Here is a 19,060-nt window from a genome sequence, read left to right on the forward strand (position 1 = left end):
TTCTCCTTCATATTCATCTTCAATCTCATTAAATCTTCCCTTCCTATAAACATACTTTCCAGTATATTTTTCATTGGACAAAATGCTTTTATTGTTCCTGCTTCAAATTTAAGATTAGGACCAACTACATTTATAGTTGATATTTCCTCTGTGATTTTTGTAATAATTTTCCCATCAAGCTATTAAATATGAAATGAATAATTTGTGATTAATCCTTATTAATCACATACTTTCGTTAGTAATCTAATTTATATATCCCAAATGCACTTTCCTACCAAAATGAACCCCCGATATAGATTTGGATAGCATAGATTGTTATACAGTCTGATGAACTTGATCTCTTCAGTATCCATCTATAGTTTCAAATAGGTTTATACCAAAAAAATTTGGTTGAAGAATGATATCTAAAATGCTTTGATAGTATTAAGATTTATTTTTCAGATCTTTCATAATAGATTAATTTGGAAGGGGTTAAACAATAGTGAGTATAAGAAAGTTCATTTTATACTTTTGTATTTTTGGTGATTCACTTATTAAGAATGTACTCCCAGATAGGAGTAACCCTAAAGATCAAATATTTTGTATTCTAATACAAGCATTTTTCGTTCCCTTATTTTGTGTTCCACTGACGATAATTATATTGCCACTTTTTTTACTACTATCTTCACATTCCGATATACTATTGTTTGAGGTCTCCAAATACATATATTTATTATTAGTGCTAACTTTTATGGTCCATATACTTTTAAACCAATCTAACAAGGAATATAGTTTTCCTAAAATAATAATTGAAGTCTATTTCACTTTTAAATATCTTCTAGAAGGAATAAAAATAAAATCCATTAACACAATAATAACTTTTACATTATTATTCACTATGATCTACTTTATAATAATAATTGGAAGTAAATTACTGACTTATTACCCATAATTGGAAGATATTCACATAGTATTTTTAGGTGTTGTATTTAGTCTAATTTTAATAATGCTTTTTCTAGAAGGAACTAAGGATGAGTTAAAGCGTGCTTTAAGACAATTTAGTTTTTGGCTAATTATTTTCTTGTTACTTTTAAGTTTTTCATTAACCCAAATTAATATATATATTTTACCTAAAATAAGCATTGAAAGTCTTATAAGTGCTACTTTAATATTAATTGGAATTCTATTTAACTTTGCTCAAGTATTAAGCACTGGGAGAACTGCATATAGTTTAGCGTTAAAAGAAGTTAATAAAGAGGGAATAATTGAACGTGCTTACAACGAAGCCTTTACATATTCAAAATTTTTAAGAATTGTAGGCGAATATAAAAATACACAAAAACAAATAATTAATGAAATAAAGAATGAAATAGCCAGAACAGGACTTAAAAAATTTCTTATTAATATGCTTCCTGTGTTGGGTTTAATTATATTTTTCTTATTTACTTTTACTATACTTAATTTATATTCTAGTAACATCTCTAGTCTATTTGAAAGTATGTTAGATTTTATAATTGATATTTGGATATTGTTATGGGGGGGAGATAAAGATTTTGCTATGTCTCTTTTCTTCTTAATATTATTATTCTATTTCTTCTTTAAACAGCTTAGTGTCCTTTTGTTATTATTCAAAGAAAAACATTTAATCCCAATTCTTAAAAAAATAGAAGTGATGCTTATAATATCTATATTCATTGTCATTTTCATAGATAACATCTTTATAAATATAACACTTATTGACGTTGCAGTTGTTCCATTAAGCATAATTACAATTTTATTGGGTGCATCACTTACTTTAATTGGAAAACTAAAAAGCAACAGTCTAAATTCAAATGACAAACATAAAAATAACGAATAAAAGATTTGTCAATCGTTTCTACTGTAGTCAATCCTTATTCAAAGCTAGTAATATTTACATTGTGAAATATACGACATTATATTGAATAAATAAACCTCATAAACAGTGAGTTCTTTAAAACTACAATGGACTTACCCCTGTCAAGTAGACAGCGCTAAAAAACACTACTCAACCATCTGGTGTCGATATTCTATCGGCGCTAGATGGTTGAGTCGTTTTTGAAAACGTTTATAGTTGTAAAAGTAGATATATTGCTCAACTGCTTGGATAATCTCTACTTCAGAATTATCCTGTAGTAGATACAAACACTCGCTTTTAAAATGGGAGAAGAATGATTCAATACAGGCATTATCGTGACAGTTCCCTTTTCGAGAATGGCTGCCAATCATGCCGAGTTGTTCCACTGTTTGATGATAGTTAATCGATGTGTATTGAAAGCCTTGATCTGAATGGAGAATACTTCGATACACATTTCTTTTTGCTGTCAATTCTTCAAGCGTATCCATGACCAGTTTTAGATCGTTTCGTTTGCTTATCTTCCAAGCGACAATTTCGTTATTATATAAATCTCGAACCGCAGAAAGATAGAGAAAACCAGTTTTGGTTGGTAAGTATGTAATATCTGTGACGAATACTTCATTTTCTGTACGCTCTTTAAATTGGCGTTCTACGATGTTATCGAATACACGAGATACTTGGTTTTTCCACACACGACGCTTCTTACGGATAATGAATTGAATTCCTAGCTCACTCATTAATCGATAGACTTTCTTGTGATTTACTTTGAATCCTTTGTCTCTTAAGGCGATTTGCATACGTGGGTAGCCATACACTTTATGTGTTTGATGAATCGATAAAATGTGCTCCTTTAAAAGGATATCATCCTGTTTATGTAACGATACATTTCCATTTTTCCCCACCTATAATAGCCTGAACGTTGCACTTTAGCCATTTCAGTTAGCCACGTAATTGGGTAACGATTCTTCATCTCATCAATAATTCGATATCGCTCTGGATAAGTTGGCATGCCTCCATTTACAGATTTGGATACTGCTTTTTTAGGTATTCCACCTGTGCCTTATAGTAATCCCGTTCTTCTTCCACATCTTTAAAGTGAACTCGTTTACCTTTCAGAGGATTCTTCACACCTTTCGCTCCAGAACCAACGGATGGAAGGCGGTTAAACGCTTCAATCGAACCCATTTCTTTAAACTTTTTGACCCAAGCTACCACCTGCGAACGATTTTGAATGCCATATTTTTCTGCAATTTTTTGCGGGCTTTCATTGCCTTTTAAATAAGCTTGTACTACTTCTAATTTCAATTCATTTGAATAAACCTTGTTTTTTCGAGCCATAGAAACATACTAACATTAGTAGTACAAACCAGGGCCATGGTTTGTGCTACTATTTTTTTATAGTAGAAGTGAAGAAAAGCCGACCAGCCTCTGGGACCATTTGTGAGTCCGTATATTAAACCGGCTAACTTCATGCCCTTATATGAATCAGTTTAGTATGTTGGGTCCAAGAGATCGTGTATAAGAAAGTGGAATCGATAAGGTACTGTGAAGGCTTCTATGATTGGTCAAAAGGAGAAGAATGAGATGAAACATGTCATTGCGTTAGATGTCAGTAAAGGAAAAAGTACCGTTGCGATTTATGATGGTCACCGCCAATGTGAGTTTGAAGGTATGCTACATCATACACGGTGTGATTTCGAGCGATTACACGAACGAATGGAAGAGATAACAAAGCAAGATGGACAAGCGCCAGCTATCGTATTTGAAGCAACAGGCATCTATTCAAAACCTGTCGAAGCATTTTTCAAAGATTACGGCTATGCATACTGCCGCGTGAATCCACTTGAAGCGAATTTACAGATGGCAACGATGCGTCGCAATAAAACTGATATCAGTGATGCCCATGAACTCGCGAAGACACATTTCAAAATGGAACGCGAAACAACGTACATACAAGACGATTATTATGAACAGATGCGTGCACTGACTCGTTATTACGATGAAATTGACGAAGAAATCATTTTACTCAAAAGTAGAATGCATGCCATTTTACAGCTAAGTTTTCCAGAATTAGAAAAGCTGATTACACCAAGTTCCGCACTATTTTTAAATATTGTACAACTCTATCCGCACCCCGCACTTTTACAGGCCCATTCAAAAACGATGATTAAAAATCGTTTAAAGGTCAATACGCGAAAAAACCTCTCGCTAATGCGTGCGGAGGCTAAAGCTATTACATTATTAGAAGCAGCTGAAAATAGTTACCCAGCGATTAAACCCACAGATATTCGTTGTGATCAAGCACGAGATTACGCAGCTCGCATTGCGGATTTATTAGAGAAGAAAGATGCGCTTGTGAAACAGATGGTGGAATTGTCGGAAGGACGAAAAGAATATCTAGTATTTCGTTCGATTCCTGGGATTGGCGATTCAACGGCGTGCCGATTAATTGGAGAGATTGGTGACATCCGCCGCTTTCAAAATGCGAAACAACTGAACGCTTACACAGGCATTGATATTATGCGGTACCAGTCTGGAAATACGCAATATCGAGACAGGATTAATAAACGAGGAAACAAACATTTACGGAAGATTTTATATTTTATGGTGTGCGCCATGCTTATGGCTAAAGGAAAACCGAATCATTTTGTGGACTATTACTACAAATTAAAAAAGCAACCTCAGAGGAAGCCTCATAAGGTTGCGATCATCGCCTGCATCAATAAGTTTCTGAAAGTGACATTTCAGTTACTGACGCGTGGCATTCTTTACGATTATGAGTCCGCACTACCAGCTCAGAAATCGTAATCACCTATAAAGAACTATATCATAATGACCTTTCGAAAAAAATAAAAATCGTCAGGTCTTTTTGGCGTATCTAAAAATGGGTGTGAAGTGGTGAGGGATATCCCTCACCACTTCACACCCATAAAAATATAAATTACTCTTTAAATAAGGTTGACTAATCGTAAGAAAGAGGCTGGGACAAAAGAAAAAATGTTAGACCATTTACAAGTTTGGTCTAACATTTTTTTGCGTTATTAGAACACATAAACTTTAATAAATCACAAAAGTAACATTCATTTTTTGCTTTTTCTCAATAAAATGAGTTATGTCCCAGCCTCAATATCATTTTAGTAAAAGAGGTTGTTTTTTTAAATTTAACTTATCAGTTATAAACACCATTGGCATATACATACATCGAGATTGTTCCCCCACTGTTTGTTCCTGTTGAACCAGTATAGGATACTTTGGCATTAACGATTAACATAGCTGTATTATTCTTATCAACAGAAGTACCTGTTGCTTTCAAGTTAGAAGAAGATGGTTTATTGATAATCTTGGCTGAATGATTTGTAGCCCCTACAATTTTCCCATCAGATATACATGTTGCATTTATGACTACCGAACCAAGGTTAGCGTTATTATAAAGATCAGTCATTACAACTGTCTTTGTTGCATTTATCCCCGCTCTTGTAAATGTAGGAAGTACTCTAAATTCAATCCCATCGATTTCGTAAACTTGCTCAGAATTGTCCGAAGCATTAATTTCGAGATGAAAACCTCCTTCTGTAGGTTCTGCAGTTTCTTCTTCTTGTGCAAAAGCAGCTACTGGTGTTACGATACATAGAATCATTGTCAACATACTCATCATCCATTTTTTCATTGTTAAATCCCTCTCTTTTTTTCATTTTTCTTGATGAATTACTTAGATTCGAAGGTGGCATCACATCACTTAAAGAAATCTTTCTATATGTGATAGTGATTTCTATGGTGTAGACTTCATATATCGTGGTGTAGTACCTATAGAACTCTGGCTTGGGAAAGGCAGATGATCATTGTTTGTTACCCAGCCACCAAAGCGAAATGTGAATTCTACACGTGTGTCAGTATTCTGTGTATCAATATCTCGCATATAGTCTTTCAATTTATTTTCTAAGTAATTCGGTGTGATAAAATCTGCATAAGGTAAAGACTTTATCTCATTAAATGGCAACAAATAGCCTTCGATAAGGGTATTGAGCTCATCATATTCAACAGGTGCTAGTAGCTCATAGTCATAGTCAATATGAATTACCGTAGTATATTTTTGTCCATTCTGTTTATGCACAATTTCAATCGGATATTGGTATCTTGCTTCCGTTCCAATAACCCCCTCTGAAAACACATCACGATAGAGCTCTTTGTTTATAGTAGGCTCAGGTGGCACCGTTTTTCTATCGCTCATATTCTTTGAGTAAATAATAAATTTGTCTGTTGCAAAATAGCCTCTTGATGCACCATTTAAAATGGATTCCTTCATAAATGTTTCGTCTAAATAGTTCAATGGCTTACTGGAAATAGCAAATGCTGAACTGACAGCCATTCCACCTGTTGTAAATAAAATTAATAGTGCCATCACAACGATTCCTGATTTCTTCTTGCTCATATCCATAATGGATAATATTCTCTTTTTTAGTATTTGTGTACTTCCTAGAAAATTTGTAGAAAACACACCTTCACCCCTTTTTAATTTCTCGGCATATAGTATCGTTTGGCTATATGTTTTTCTAAGTTGGATGTCAGTATTTTTTACTACTTCCTCATCACAAGCGTGTTCACAAAGATTGTCTAGTTCTTTAGAGAATAGATTGAACAATGGGTTGAACCAATGCATACTACTAATTAGCAATACGAAAGCTTTATACCATAAATCCTTTCGTTTTAAATGAACTAACTCATGCTTCAATATCAAGGTTAGTTCTTCTTCTCGATAAGTATTATTAGGTAGCCAGATAGTATTTTTAGTAAATCCCACTAACATGGGGGAATCGATAAAGCTACATTCTTTCAATGCGATTTCCTTCGTGATATTCATGTCGCTTTTAACTTTTTCAAGCAAATGAAGGGCTTTTGGTTCAGTGATCGTTTGCCCCCATCTTTTCACCATGTACATAAATCGATAATGTTTTACAAGATGAACTGCCAAAAATACAACGATTCCTAAAATCCAAATGATCATCACCATCTGCCAAACAGAAAGTGCTGTCACTGTATCTACGGATGAGGACACAAGCGTTATCTGACTACTGTTAGTTGGAATAGATTCCCTAGATGGTACTTGCACCGATTCTGATAGATTGATAACTGGAGTCGATATATTGATTGTAAATGGTAAAATAAAACCTGCAAGGATAACAATCCAACCATAATAAAGCCATCTAGCACTGTATCGTTTTAAAAGGAAAGGCGTTACAGCCATAAAGAGTAGTCCAATAAAGGACATAACTATGGATTTAAAGAATAAACCTACCATGATACTGTACATATTAATCCCTCTTTTCTTCCACCCATTTAATTAATGAAGCTAAATCTTCATTAGAAATAGTATCGGATTTATAGAGTGTACCTACTAAATTCATAAAGGAGTTTTTATGATAGAGCCTCATAAATTGTTCTGTTTCAAAACTTAGATAGGCATCTTTTTCTACTGTAGGGTAATAAAATCTTTCCTTAGCTTTTTTCTCACTGCGAAGAAATCCACGTTCAGTTAATCTTTTCATAAGAGATACTACGGTTTGAATCTTCCAACCTTTCTCATCTCCTATTTCGCTCATTATGATACTTGTAGTAATTGGAGGTTTACTTTTCCAAACTATCTTCATAATTTCAAATTCTGCTTCAGGCAATTTTTTCATATGTACTCACCCCTTTTCATTTAAGTCAATTGTCTTATTTGTATAATAAATCCTTTTTGAAATGATGTCAAATTTTGTTATAGAAGATATATATTATTCAAGTATATAAGGTTATCCCAACAGCCGTTCTCTGTTCCAAGTTGCTGAATTACTCTATGATAATGGAAGTTATTAGAAATATATTCGAAATACAAAGAAACACGGAATAGAATAAATCAATTAAATTGAATAAGATAGATTTGCTGAAGTTCTAAGAGAGGTTTAAATAGTATTAGGTTTGAAAAATAAATCTTATGCATAGAGAGAGGAATTTACACATATATCTATAAGTTATAATTAGGGCGATCAATGTGATTACATTTGAATAACTTTAGATTGCTAATACAGCACTAAATATAGCTGCTGTGTTAGCAACAATAAGATCCATTCAGTCTACCTCTTTTTTTCTCTGCTTATATACTTTCTATAATTTTCTACAACAAAAAAAGAATCCCTGATATATCAAGGATTCTTCATTGTAATTGATACCGGTGGTCGGGGTCGAACCGACACTCCAAAGGAACACGATTTTGAGTCGTGCGCGTCTGCCAATTCCGCCACACCGGCATAATGGAGATAAAAAAAATCGGATACACCGATTAGAGTTAAAATATGGAGGCGGCAACCGGATTTGAACCGGTGATAAAGGTGTTGCAGACCTGTGCCTTACCACTTGGCTATGCCGCCATCGAAGTTGGAGCGGAAGACGAGGTTCGAACTCGCGACCCCCACCTTGGCAAGGTGGTGTTCTACCACTGAACTACTTCCGCAAAATGGCTGGGGTACCTGGATTCGAACCAGGGCATGACGGAATCAAAATCCGTTGCCTTACCGCTTGGCTATACCCCAAAAGATAATTATATAAATGGGGCGACTGATGGGAATCGAACCCACGAGTGCCGGAACCACAATCCGGTGCGTTAACCACTTCGCCACAATCGCCATTATATTATGATTTGATTTTTATTAATTTTACTTTAAATGGGGCGACTGATGGGAATCGAACCCACGAATGCCGGAACCACAATCCGGTGCGTTAACCACTTCGCCACAATCGCCATAAAATTAATTGGCAGGGGCAGTAGGAATCGAACCCACACCAAAGGTTTTGGAGACCTCTATTCTACCGTTGAACTATGCCCCTATAATAATAAAACTGGTGGAGGGGGACGGATTCGAACCGCCGAACCCTAAGGAGCGGATTTACAGTCCGCCGCGTTTAGCCACTTCGCTACCCCTCCGGGAATACATGGTGCCGGCGATAGGAGTCGAACCCACGACCTACTGATTACAAGTCAGTTGCTCTACCAACTGAGCTACACCGGCAAAAAAACATGATGGGTCAGGACGGAATCGAACCGCCGACACTTAGAGCTTCAATCTAATGCTCTACCAACTGAGCTACTGACCCTTGTTATTAAAATAAATGGCGGTCCCGACCGGGATCGAACCGGCGATCTCCTGCGTGACAGGCAGGCATGTTAACCGCTACACCACGGGACCATTTGGTTGCGGGGGCCGGATTTGAACCAACGACCTTCGGGTTATGAGCCCGACGAGCTACCACTGCTCCACCCCGCGATAATCATATACTATTGTAAAAATAATGGTGGAGGATGACGGGCTCGAACCGCCGACCCTCTGCTTGTAAGGCAGATGCTCTCCCAGCTGAGCTAATCCTCCATCTGGGTATTTAAATGGTGACCCCTACGGGATTCGAACCCGTGTTACCGCCGTGAAAGGGCGGTGTCTTAACCACTTGACCAAGGGGCCAACTTTTGGAATAAATCAAAGTGCTGGCGGAGAGTAAGGGATTTGAACCCTTGAGACAGTGTTAACCGCCTACACGATTTCCAATCGTGCTCCTTCGGCCACTCGGACAACTCTCCAAGAATGGCTCCGAAGGCAGGACTCGAACCTGCGACAACCTGATTAACAGTCAGGTGCTACTACCAACTGAGCTACTTCGGAATGATTTTAGTATATAGCCTAGCGACGTCCTACTCTCACAGGGGGAAGCCCCCAACTACCATCGGCGCTAAAGAGCTTAACTTCCGTGTTCGGTATGGGAACGGGTGTGACCTCTTTGCCATCATCACTAGACTATTTGAAAGACAATACTTATTATAACATATTTTATCAAAATTACAAGTATATTATAATATTTTTTATTCTTTCAAAACTGGATAATCGTGCATTGAATGTTTCAAACATTTTTGGTTAAGTCCTCGATCGATTAGTATTCGTCAGCTCCATGTGTCACCACACTTCCACCTCGAACCTATCTACCTCATCGTCTTTGAGGGATCTTACTTACTTGCGTAATGGGAAATCTCATCTTGAGGGGGGCTTCATGCTTAGATGCTTTCAGCACTTATCCCGTCCACACATAGCTACCCAGCGATGCCTTTGGCAAGACAACTGGTACACCAGCGGTGTGTCCATCCCGGTCCTCTCGTACTAAGGACAGCTCCTCTCAAATTTCCTACGCCCACGACGGATAGGGACCGAACTGTCTCACGACGTTCTGAACCCAGCTCGCGTACCGCTTTAATGGGCGAACAGCCCAACCCTTGGGACCGACTACAGCCCCAGGATGCGATGAGCCGACATCGAGGTGCCAAACCTCCCCGTCGATGTGGACTCTTGGGGGAGATAAGCCTGTTATCCCCGGGGTAGCTTTTATCCGTTGAGCGATGGCCCTTCCATGCGGAACCACCGGATCACTAAGCCCGTCTTTCGACCCTGCTCGACTTGTAGGTCTCGCAGTCAAGCTCCCTTGTGCCTTTACACTCTACGAATGATTTCCAACCATTCTGAGGGAACCTTTGGGCGCCTCCGTTACCTTTTAGGAGGCGACCGCCCCAGTCAAACTGTCCGCCTGACACTGTCTCCTGCCCCGCTAAGGGGCATGGGTTAGAATTTCAATACAACCAGGGTAGTATCCCACCGACGCCTCCTTCGAAGCTGGCGCTCCGAGATCTCTGGCTCCTACCTATCCTGTACAAGTTGTACCAAAATTCAATATCAGGCTACAGTAAAGCTCCACGGGGTCTTTCCGTCCTGTCGCGGGTAACCTGCATCTTCACAGGTACTATAATTTCACCGAGTCTCTCGTTGAGACAGTGCCCAGATCGTTACGCCTTTCGTGCGGGTCGGAACTTACCCGACAAGGAATTTCGCTACCTTAGGACCGTTATAGTTACGGCCGCCGTTTACTGGGGCTTCAATTCGCAGCTTCGCTTGCGCTAACCACTCCTCTTAACCTTCCAGCACCGGGCAGGCGTCAGCCCCTATACGTCACCTTACGGTTTTGCAGAGACCTGTGTTTTTGCTAAACAGTCGCCTGGGCCTATTCACTGCGGCTCTCATGCGCTTGCACGCTCAAGAGCACCCCTTCTCCCGAAGTTACGGGGTCATTTTGCCGAGTTCCTTAACGAGAGTTCTCTCGCACACCTTAGGATTCTCTCCTCGACTACCTGTGTCGGTTTGCGGTACGGGCACCTCTCACCTCGATAGAGGCTTTTCTTGGCAGTGTGAAATCAGGAACTTCGTCCATACGGACTCGCCATCACAGCTCAACGTTACAGTGTGCGGATTTGCCTACACACACGCCTTACTGCTTGGACGCGCATAACCAACAGCGCGCTTACCCTATCCTACTGCGTCCCCCCATTTCTCAAACGGTGAGGAGGTGGTACAGGAATATCAACCTGTTGTCCATCGCCTACGCCTATCGGCCTCGGCTTAGGTCCCGACTAACCCTGAGCGGACGAGCCTTCCTCAGGAAACCTTAGTCATACGGTGGACGGGATTCTCACCCGTCTTTCGCTACTCATACCGGCATTCTCACTTCTAAGCGCTCCACCAGTCCTTCCGGTCTGACTTCAACGCACTTAGAACGCTCTCCTACCACTGACATCGTAGATGTCAATCCACAGCTTCGGTGAATCGTTTAGCCCCGATACATTTTCGGCGCAGCGTCACTCGACCAGTGAGCTATTACGCACTCTTTAAATGATGGCTGCTTCTAAGCCAACATCCTGGTTGTCTGTGCAACGCCACATCCTTTTCCACTTAACGATTACTTTGGGACCTTAGCTGGTGGTCTGGGCTGTTTCCCTTTTGACTACGGATCTTATCACTCGCAGTCTGACTCCCGTGTATAAATATCTGGCATTCGGAGTTTGTCTGAATTCGGTAAACCGGGATGGCCCCCTAGTCCAAACAGTGCTCTACCTCCAGTATTCTCATCACGAGGCTAGCCCTAAAGCTATTTCGGAGAGAACCAGCTATCTCCAAGTTCGATTGGAATTTCTCCGCTACCCACACCTCATCCCCGCACTTTTCAACGTGCGTGGGTTCGGGCCTCCAGTAAGTGTTACCTTACCTTCACCCTGGACATGGGTAGATCACCTGGTTTCGGGTCTACGACCACGTACTATTTCGCCCTATTCAGACTCGCTTTCGCTGCGGCTCCGCCTTCTAAAGCTTAACCTCGCACGTAATCGTAACTCGCCGGTTCATTCTACAAAAGGCACGCTATCACCCATTAACGGGCTCTAACTACTTGTAGGCACACGGTTTCAGGATCTCTTTCACTCCCCTTCCGGGGTGCTTTTCACCTTTCCCTCACGGTACTGGTTCACTATCGGTCACTAGGTAGTATTTAGCCTTGGGAGATGGTCCTCCCGGATTCCGACGGAATTTCACGTGTTCCGCCGTACTCAGGATCCACTCAGGAGAGAACGAACTTTCGACTACAGGGCTTTTACCTGCTCTGGCGGACCTTTCCAAGTCGCTTCATCTAACTCGCTCTTTTGTAACTCCGTATTGAGTGTCCTACAACCCCAAGAGGCAAGCCTCTTGGTTTGGGCTCTTCCCGTTTCGCTCGCCGCTACTCAGGGAATCGATTTTTCTTTCTCTTCCTCCAGGTACTTAGATGTTTCAGTTCCCTGGGTCTGCCTTCAAGACGCTATGTATTCACGTCAAGATACTACGCGATTAAACGTAGTGGGTTCCCCCATTCGGAAATCTCCGGATCAAAGCTCACTTACAGCTCCCCGAAGCATATCGGTGTTAGTGCCGTCCTTCTTCGGCTCCTAGTGCCAAGGCATTCGCCGTGCGCCCTTAATAACTTAACCTAACGGCTTTCAATAAAAATATCGGAAACCTCTTAATGTTATTAAGCCTATAAAAAAACTTAAAAAAATAAATGTGTTTGTTACAATTTCAATGTCGTTTTATCCAGTTTTCAAAGAACAAGTTTTGAAGCTTTTCATTCAAGAAGAATGAACCTTCAAAACTGAACGCAAAACGTAATCTTACAAACCCTAGGTTTGTATTCCGAAATAATCCTTAGAAAGGAGGTGATCCAGCCGCACCTTCCGATACGGCTACCTTGTTACGACTTCACCCCAATCATCTATCCCACCTTCGGCGGCTGGCTCCAAAAGGTTACCTCACCGACTTCGGGTGTTACAAACTCTCGTGGTGTGACGGGCGGTGTGTACAAGGCCCGGGAACGTATTCACCGCGGCATGCTGATCCGCGATTACTAGCGATTCCGGCTTCATGTAGGCGAGTTGCAGCCTACAATCCGAACTGAGAACGACTTTATCGGATTAGCTCCCTCTCGCGAGTTGGCAACCGTTTGTATCGTCCATTGTAGCACGTGTGTAGCCCAGGTCATAAGGGGCATGATGATTTGACGTCATCCCCACCTTCCTCCGGTTTGTCACCGGCAGTCACCTTAGAGTGCCCAACTAAATGATGGCAACTAAGATCAAGGGTTGCGCTCGTTGCGGGACTTAACCCAACATCTCACGACACGAGCTGACGACAACCATGCACCACCTGTCACCGTTGCCCCCGAAGGGGAAACTATATCTCTACAGTGGTCAACGGGATGTCAAGACCTGGTAAGGTTCTTCGCGTTGCTTCGAATTAAACCACATGCTCCACCGCTTGTGCGGGCCCCCGTCAATTCCTTTGAGTTTCAGTCTTGCGACCGTACTCCCCAGGCGGAGTGCTTAATGCGTTAGCTGCAGCACTAAGGGGCGGAAACCCCCTAACACTTAGCACTCATCGTTTACGGCGTGGACTACCAGGGTATCTAATCCTGTTTGCTCCCCACGCTTTCGCGCCTCAGTGTCAGTTACAGACCAGATAGTCGCCTTCGCCACTGGTGTTCCTCCAAATCTCTACGCATTTCACCGCTACACTTGGAATTCCACTATCCTCTTCTGCACTCAAGTCTCCCAGTTTCCAATGACCCTCCACGGTTGAGCCGTGGGCTTTCACATCAGACTTAAGAAACCACCTGCGCGCGCTTTACGCCCAATAATTCCGGACAACGCTTGCCACCTACGTATTACCGCGGCTGCTGGCACGTAGTTAGCCGTGGCTTTCTAATAAGGTACCGTCAAGGTACAGCCAGTTACTACTGTACTTGTTCTTCCCTTACAACAGAGTTTTACGAACCGAAATCCTTCTTCACTCACGCGGCGTTGCTCCATCAGGCTTTCGCCCATTGTGGAAGATTCCCTACTGCTGCCTCCCGTAGGAGTCTGGGCCGTGTCTCAGTCCCAGTGTGGCCGATCACCCTCTCAGGTCGGCTACGCATCGTCGCCTTGGTGAGCCGTTACCTCACCAACTAGCTAATGCGCCGCGGGCCCATCCTATAGCGACAGCCGAAACCGTCTTTCAGTATTTCACCATGAGGTGAAACAGATTATTCGGTATTAGCCCCGGTTTCCCGGAGTTATCCCAAACTATAAGGTAGGTTGCCCACGTGTTACTCACCCGTCCGCCGCTAACGTCGAAGGAGCAAGCTCCTTCTCTGTTCGCTCGACTTGCATGTATTAGGCACGCCGCCAGCGTTCGTCCTGAGCCAGGATCAAACTCTCCATAAAAGAAATTTGAATAGCTCAAATTGTTTTGCTGGCATCATTTTGATGTCCAAAATTTTGTTTCGTTCATTAACCGAAGTTAGTTACTAAAAACTTTATTGATTACGTTTTGCTTGTTCAGTTTTCAAGGTTCATTATTCAAGTCGTTTTTCAGCGACTTCTTAATATTAACATCTCGCTCAAATCATGTCAACTACTTTTTTGAAAAAGTTTTTTGTGTTTTTCATCGAGCATTTCGTTATGTCTTAGCGACAATTAATATAATACAATACCAAGATATCATTCGTCAACTACTTTTCTAAATCAGAACCACCAGTATAACTGGTGGTTTGCTCTGCGCGTGAAACGCTGGGGTACTGGCCCATGTCTAAAGACATTCTGAATGGTCTGCCAACCGCACTCCGTTTTCACACAAACCGCTAAAGCGGCTTACTTATTTTTTCTTTCTCTTGATTTCTTCTCCTGTGAATGGGTCAATGAATTCTTTCATCGTCATTTGATCTTGCAGGATATCTTCTTGTAATTGATTTTTTATATACTCTTGTATCTTTTTCTTATTTCGGCCGACTGTGTCCACATAGTATCCTCGACACCAGAATTGACGATTACCGTATTTATACTTTAAATTCGCATGTCGGTCGAAAATCATTAGACTACTCTTCCCTTTTAAATAACCCATGAACGCAGATACACTCAATTTCGGTGGAATACTTACCAACATATGAATGTGGTCAGGACAGGCTGTTGCCTCTATGATTTCTACATCTTTTCTTTCACATAATTGGCGCAATATTCTTCCAACATCTGCTTTAATTTGACCATAAATAATCTGCCTTCTATACTTTGGCGCAAAGACGATATGATACTTACAATTCCACGTTGTATGTGCTAAACTTTTATTATCCATTTATGGTGGCTCCTTTCGTACGAAGTCGGTTGACTAGACCTGACTTTATTGTACGTTTGGAGTTTTTTTATTGTCCATAGCTAAAAGCTTTCCGGAACCCCCTGCATAGCAGGGGGTTTTCAAAGCACACAAAAAAAATATCGAGGTATTTTTAAATACCTCGATTACAAGCATACTACAGTCATTGCCCCATTTCTAGTGCCTCTTTATTGACCTTGTAATGACGGTGAAATATCATCTCATTTTTTGCAGCAATTGGTTCTATTTGAATATAGCCTTTATCCACTAAATATTCGACAAACACTTCTAAATCTACTGAGTAATTCATGAGCTCATGATGGTCATGCAATTCCTGAATCGTCCACATGTCTTTCGTTTGCATAACTTCTAATATATGCTGTGCACCATCACGTGTACGAGAATGAATTAAAAACTCACTTGCTAAAAACAATAATTCTAAGCGCTTTTCTATTGGCTCATTACTCGTCACTAGCTCTTCATACAGCTTGTAGATAGCAGGCTCTATTTTTTTCACTTGTGCCCAAACAGTAACTTCAGGGTATAGTCCGCTATCTATAATAGAAAGACGACCCAAATGATGTAATGAATCGACTACGTGATTATAAGCATCCAAGTAACTTCCTTTATCGAAGTATTCTTTCCCCTCCAGATATCTGCGAATTAACTTTGAGAATTGGATGCCTGTTTTAATTTTACGACCGCTATACGGGAATTCTTGCAATTCTATTTTTAATTTATGCAAAAATTCATTACGATCAAATAACACCCTTCCAAAGAAAATCCAATCGACTACCTTCTTATTAGAACCGATGAGCAACCATTTTCGTATTAACTTCTCTGTAACTGTATGTAGAGCTACTTTATTTCCTTCATATAAGTAATGTTTCGAAAAGACTGGCTGCTCTGCTTCTTTTACGATAATTAATAAAACTGTATCAAATGTATCTGTAACGTTACTATGTTCCTCACGCTTCTCCACTAAAATTACGCCTAATGTATTCGACTGACTCGCACGTTCTTGGTAGATTGGACGCAATACCTGCTCCATGTTCAGCCCCCCTTTATTCATATAGGTTCTCTTGTTCCGTTAAAAATTCGACATACTCTAAAAGTATTCCTTCTTTCATTCATCTCAAAGCTAAAATACTTCGCCCTTATATGTTATAGTAGATTTTAGATTGGGAGGCAAGATGAAATATGAAACCTTACAAAAGTAAAATTAATAAAATTCGTTCATTCGCATTAGCACTAATCTTCTTCGGTTTTATTGTCATGTACGGAGGAATTTTCTTTAAAAATAGCCCGATATTAGTTTTAATTTTCATGTCATTAGGTGTTTTATGTATTATCGGTAGCACAGTCGTATATGCTTGGATCGGGTTGCTTTCAACAAGAGCTATTCAAGTGGAATGTCCTAATTGTCATAAACATACAAAGGTTTTAGGGCGTGTTGATATGTGCATGTACTGTAATGAACCACTAACGCTTGATCCAACTTTAGAAGGTAAAGAGTTCGATCAATCCTATAATAATAAAACAAAAAAATCCTAGCCCTTGTAAGAGCTAGGATTTTTATTGTACTTTAGCAGTAGCAACTTTACATGATGGACAAGTGCCGTATATCTCTAAACGATGCGAGTGCACATCAAAACCAGTTACCTGTGATGCAAAATGCTCTATTTCGTCGAGTCCTGGATAATGGAAATCGACGATCTTACCACAGCATTCACAAATCATATGGTAATGGTCATTTGTCACGAAATCAAAGCGACTTGAAGCATCTCCATAAGTCAGTTCTTTCACAAGACCCACTTCACGAAATACGCGCAGGTTGTTATAGACAGTCGCTACACTCATATTAGGGAACTTTCCCTCAAGTGCTTTATAAATTTCATCGGCAGTAGGATGTGCCATTGATTGAATAAGATATTCCAAAATAGCATGACGCTGAGGAGTAATACGAACACCAGTTGTTTTTAACGTGTCCAGTGCATCCTGTAAATGCGTTGCAGACATCGTCATGCACCTCTTCCATAAGTATTATTAATTTATAATTGTTATAAATAGTGTATCCAATTCGCACTACTTCGTCAACAATCACACATTGCTTATTCTCAATAAATCAATGGCTGGCCCTTAATATCCTCTAGATAAATCCATCGTATTTTCTAAATCCGTGTCACCCTTCAGCCATTTTGTTAGGCTTGGCTTGAAAATTTCTAAGCTTCGTTCAACATAACGAGAAGAATGGCTAGATACATGTGGTGATACAATGACATTCGGTAACGTCCATAATGGATTGTCCGTTGACAGAGGCTCTTCTTCAAAGACATCTAAAACGGCGTAACCAATTTGCTCTTTTTTGATTGCTTGAATGAGTACCTTTTCTCCCACTAAATTGCCTCGACCAAAATTCATGAAGATGGCGCTATTTTTCATAGCAGCAAAATGCTCTTCTTTTAATAAATGGGTCGTTTCTTTTGTTTTTGGTAACACCGAAATAACGATATCCGCATTAGGTAAGGCCTCTTTTAATTGAGCAAAGCTAATCATCGTATCCATATACGCCGCTTCTTTTCCAGAGCGGTTGCAACCAATCGTCGTCACACCAAAAGCCTGCAATAAACGCCCAACTTCTGAACCAATCGCTCCTGGGCCTAAAATAAGCGCCGTACTATCTCGTAATTCCGTTTGCTGCGCTTTTTTCGACCATTCACTTTTCTTTTGCTGCTCATACATCCAAGGTAACGCACGTTTAATCGCTAAAATATGGGCAAGCATCGATTCAGCCATTGGTGTTTTATGAATACCACGGACATTCGAAACTAAAATCCCACGTTCAATAATCGCTTGAGCTGGCATTTTTTCTATACCTGCTGAGGCAACGAAAATCCATTTTAGCTTTGTCGCATATTGGATACTTTCTTCTGTTAAATCTTCACCATATGTAACTAAAACATCCGCTTGTTGAAGAACTTCATTCGATAAGCCACTTTTGAAGATAAAATCAACCTGTGGAAATTCTGCTAATAACGGCTCTCGTAAATCTGGTCTAGGTTCAAATGTAAAATAGATTTTCACTTTGCTGCCTCCTGATCTGCTAAATAGGTATACACTTCTTCAATATGATTTTTTACACGTACTTTACGCCAAGCTTTTACAAGCTTACCCTCAGTATCAATTAAAAACGTTGAACGCTCTATGCCCATATATTCACGTCCATACATTTTCTTTAAAACCCACACACCATATGCTTCAGCAACGGTATGATCGTCATCAACTAATAATGAAAACGGTAAACCATGCTTATCAATAAATTTTGTATGTTTGTTTGCGTTATCTGGACTAACACCCAGAACAACAGCATTTAAATGACTGAAGTCCTCGAACTTATCACGAAAATCACAAGCCTCCGTCGTGCAGCCTGGTGTCATATCTTTGGGATAGAAGTATAAAATAACATTCTGTCCTTTCAAATTAGCTAACTGCACCATTTCTCCCTTTTCATTCATTAGAGAAAAATCTGGCGCCTTTTGTCCTTCTAGTAAAGTCATAACAATCTCCTCCTCTGTAGGTTCTATTTTACTCTAAGTAACAAATCAAGTCATATTCCTTAATTTCTTTGGATTTCTTACAACGATAGGTCTAC

At 40.2% G+C, this 19,060-nt stretch carries 11 protein-coding genes, 16 tRNA genes, 3 rRNA genes and 1 pseudogene; 3 read left to right on the forward strand and 28 right to left on the reverse strand.

What is annotated here, in order from left to right:
* Window positions 1-931 precede the first annotated feature (931 nt).
* Window positions 932-1,837, forward strand: coding sequence for a hypothetical protein (locus tag MKY46_RS19745; protein WP_340835191.1), 906 nt, complete (start codon window positions 932-934; stop codon window positions 1,835-1,837).
* Between the two features lie 164 nt (window positions 1,838-2,001).
* On the opposite strand, the pseudogene MKY46_RS19750 reads toward MKY46_RS19745, so the two are convergent.
* Window positions 2,002-3,193 (reverse strand): annotated as a pseudogene (locus MKY46_RS19750) (IS3 family transposase).
* A 246-nt stretch (window positions 3,194-3,439) separates the two neighbouring features.
* Here MKY46_RS19750 and MKY46_RS19755 point away from each other — a divergent pair.
* The gene (locus MKY46_RS19755) at window positions 3,440-4,663 is read left to right on the forward strand and encodes an IS110 family transposase (protein ID WP_340835193.1); all 1,224 of its coding nucleotides are present in this window, start codon (window positions 3,440-3,442) and stop codon (window positions 4,661-4,663) included.
* A gap of 361 nt (window positions 4,664-5,024) precedes the next feature.
* On the opposite strand, the gene MKY46_RS19760 is transcribed toward MKY46_RS19755, so the two are convergent.
* The 24 genes from MKY46_RS19760 to MKY46_RS19875 all read right to left on the reverse strand — a co-directional run bounded on the left by MKY46_RS19760 (window position 5,025) and on the right by MKY46_RS19875 (window position 16,459).
* Window positions 5,025-5,522, reverse strand: coding sequence for a hypothetical protein (locus tag MKY46_RS19760; RefSeq protein WP_058845279.1), 498 nt, complete (start codon window positions 5,520-5,522; stop codon window positions 5,025-5,027).
* A 102-nt stretch (window positions 5,523-5,624) separates the two neighbouring features.
* Window positions 5,625-7,163 carry a M56 family metallopeptidase gene (locus MKY46_RS19765; RefSeq protein ID WP_089935054.1) on the reverse strand — a complete coding sequence of 513 codons (1,539 nt, stop codon included), beginning with the start codon at window positions 7,161-7,163 and terminating at the stop codon, window positions 5,625-5,627.
* 1 nt (window position 7,164) lies between these two features.
* Complete coding sequence (locus tag MKY46_RS19770) at window positions 7,165-7,533, reverse strand: BlaI/MecI/CopY family transcriptional regulator (protein ID WP_340835197.1); 369 nt, start codon at window positions 7,531-7,533, stop codon at window positions 7,165-7,167.
* A gap of 525 nt (window positions 7,534-8,058) precedes the next feature.
* A tRNA-Leu gene (locus MKY46_RS19775) sits at window positions 8,059-8,139 on the reverse strand.
* Between the two features lie 46 nt (window positions 8,140-8,185).
* Window positions 8,186-8,259: transfer RNA gene (locus MKY46_RS19780), tRNA-Cys, on the reverse strand.
* A gap of 8 nt (window positions 8,260-8,267) precedes the next feature.
* Window positions 8,268-8,342, reverse strand: a tRNA-Gly gene (locus tag MKY46_RS19785).
* Between the two features lie 4 nt (window positions 8,343-8,346).
* Window positions 8,347-8,421 (reverse strand) — tRNA-Gln (locus tag MKY46_RS19790).
* Between the two features lie 17 nt (window positions 8,422-8,438).
* Window positions 8,439-8,514, reverse strand: a tRNA-His gene (locus tag MKY46_RS19795).
* A gap of 40 nt (window positions 8,515-8,554) precedes the next feature.
* Window positions 8,555-8,630, reverse strand: a tRNA-His gene (locus tag MKY46_RS19800).
* Window positions 8,631-8,642: 12 nt separating this feature from the next.
* Window positions 8,643-8,716, reverse strand: a tRNA-Trp gene (locus MKY46_RS19805).
* A 13-nt stretch (window positions 8,717-8,729) separates the two neighbouring features.
* Window positions 8,730-8,813, reverse strand: a tRNA-Tyr gene (locus MKY46_RS19810).
* A 9-nt stretch (window positions 8,814-8,822) separates the two neighbouring features.
* A tRNA-Thr gene (locus MKY46_RS19815) sits at window positions 8,823-8,898 on the reverse strand.
* Between the two features lie 12 nt (window positions 8,899-8,910).
* A tRNA-Phe gene (locus MKY46_RS19820) sits at window positions 8,911-8,983 on the reverse strand.
* A gap of 16 nt (window positions 8,984-8,999) precedes the next feature.
* Window positions 9,000-9,075 (reverse strand) — tRNA-Asp (locus tag MKY46_RS19825).
* A gap of 3 nt (window positions 9,076-9,078) precedes the next feature.
* Window positions 9,079-9,153 (reverse strand) — tRNA-Met (locus MKY46_RS19830).
* A 26-nt stretch (window positions 9,154-9,179) separates the two neighbouring features.
* Window positions 9,180-9,255 (reverse strand) — tRNA-Val (locus MKY46_RS19835).
* Window positions 9,256-9,270: 15 nt separating this feature from the next.
* Window positions 9,271-9,345: transfer RNA gene (locus MKY46_RS19840), tRNA-Glu, on the reverse strand.
* Between the two features lie 24 nt (window positions 9,346-9,369).
* A tRNA-Ser gene (locus tag MKY46_RS19845) sits at window positions 9,370-9,461 on the reverse strand.
* A 5-nt stretch (window positions 9,462-9,466) separates the two neighbouring features.
* Window positions 9,467-9,543, reverse strand: a tRNA-Asn gene (locus MKY46_RS19850).
* A 16-nt stretch (window positions 9,544-9,559) separates the two neighbouring features.
* Window positions 9,560-9,675 (reverse strand): 5S ribosomal RNA (rrf, locus tag MKY46_RS19855).
* Between the two features lie 113 nt (window positions 9,676-9,788).
* A 23S ribosomal RNA gene (locus MKY46_RS19860) occupies window positions 9,789-12,716 on the reverse strand.
* Between the two features lie 218 nt (window positions 12,717-12,934).
* A 16S ribosomal RNA gene (locus MKY46_RS19865) occupies window positions 12,935-14,486 on the reverse strand.
* The 16S, 23S and 5S rRNA genes sit together here with 16 tRNA genes alongside, the layout of an rRNA operon.
* Before the next feature lie 430 nt (window positions 14,487-14,916).
* Complete coding sequence (gene tnpA / locus MKY46_RS19870) at window positions 14,917-15,390, reverse strand: IS200/IS605 family transposase (RefSeq protein WP_036129052.1); 474 nt, start codon at window positions 15,388-15,390, stop codon at window positions 14,917-14,919.
* Window positions 15,391-15,571: 181 nt separating this feature from the next.
* Entirely contained in the window at window positions 15,572-16,459 is an 888-nt protein-coding gene (locus tag MKY46_RS19875) for a nucleotidyltransferase-like protein (protein WP_036122165.1), read from the reverse strand.
* A 149-nt stretch (window positions 16,460-16,608) separates the two neighbouring features.
* On the opposite strand from MKY46_RS19875, the gene MKY46_RS19880 reads away from it, so the two are divergent.
* Window positions 16,609-16,962 carry a YgzB family protein gene (locus tag MKY46_RS19880; RefSeq protein ID WP_004230509.1) on the forward strand — a complete coding sequence of 118 codons (354 nt, stop codon included), beginning with the start codon at window positions 16,609-16,611 and terminating at the stop codon, window positions 16,960-16,962.
* A 21-nt stretch (window positions 16,963-16,983) separates the two neighbouring features.
* Here MKY46_RS19880 and perR read toward each other — a convergent pair whose 3' ends face one another.
* The 3 genes from perR to bcp form a co-directional block, all read right to left on the reverse strand.
* The gene (perR, locus tag MKY46_RS19885; protein WP_004230508.1) at window positions 16,984-17,427 is read right to left on the reverse strand and encodes a peroxide-responsive transcriptional repressor PerR; all 444 of its coding nucleotides are present in this window, start codon (window positions 17,425-17,427) and stop codon (window positions 16,984-16,986) included.
* 120 nt (window positions 17,428-17,547) lie between these two features.
* Window positions 17,548-18,492, reverse strand: coding sequence for a D-2-hydroxyacid dehydrogenase (locus MKY46_RS19890; protein WP_036122172.1), 945 nt, complete (start codon window positions 18,490-18,492; stop codon window positions 17,548-17,550).
* A complete protein-coding gene (gene bcp / locus MKY46_RS19895; RefSeq protein WP_036122175.1) occupies window positions 18,489-18,965 on the reverse strand; it encodes a thioredoxin-dependent thiol peroxidase in 477 nt (158 codons plus the stop codon). The genes MKY46_RS19890 and bcp overlap by 4 nt, the downstream gene beginning before the upstream one ends.
* Between the last annotated feature and the right edge of the window lie 95 nt (window positions 18,966-19,060).

The organism is Lysinibacillus sp. FSL M8-0355 (genome assembly GCF_038008985.1).
Lineage (GTDB): Bacteria > Bacillota > Bacilli > Bacillales_A > Planococcaceae > Lysinibacillus > Lysinibacillus fusiformis_D.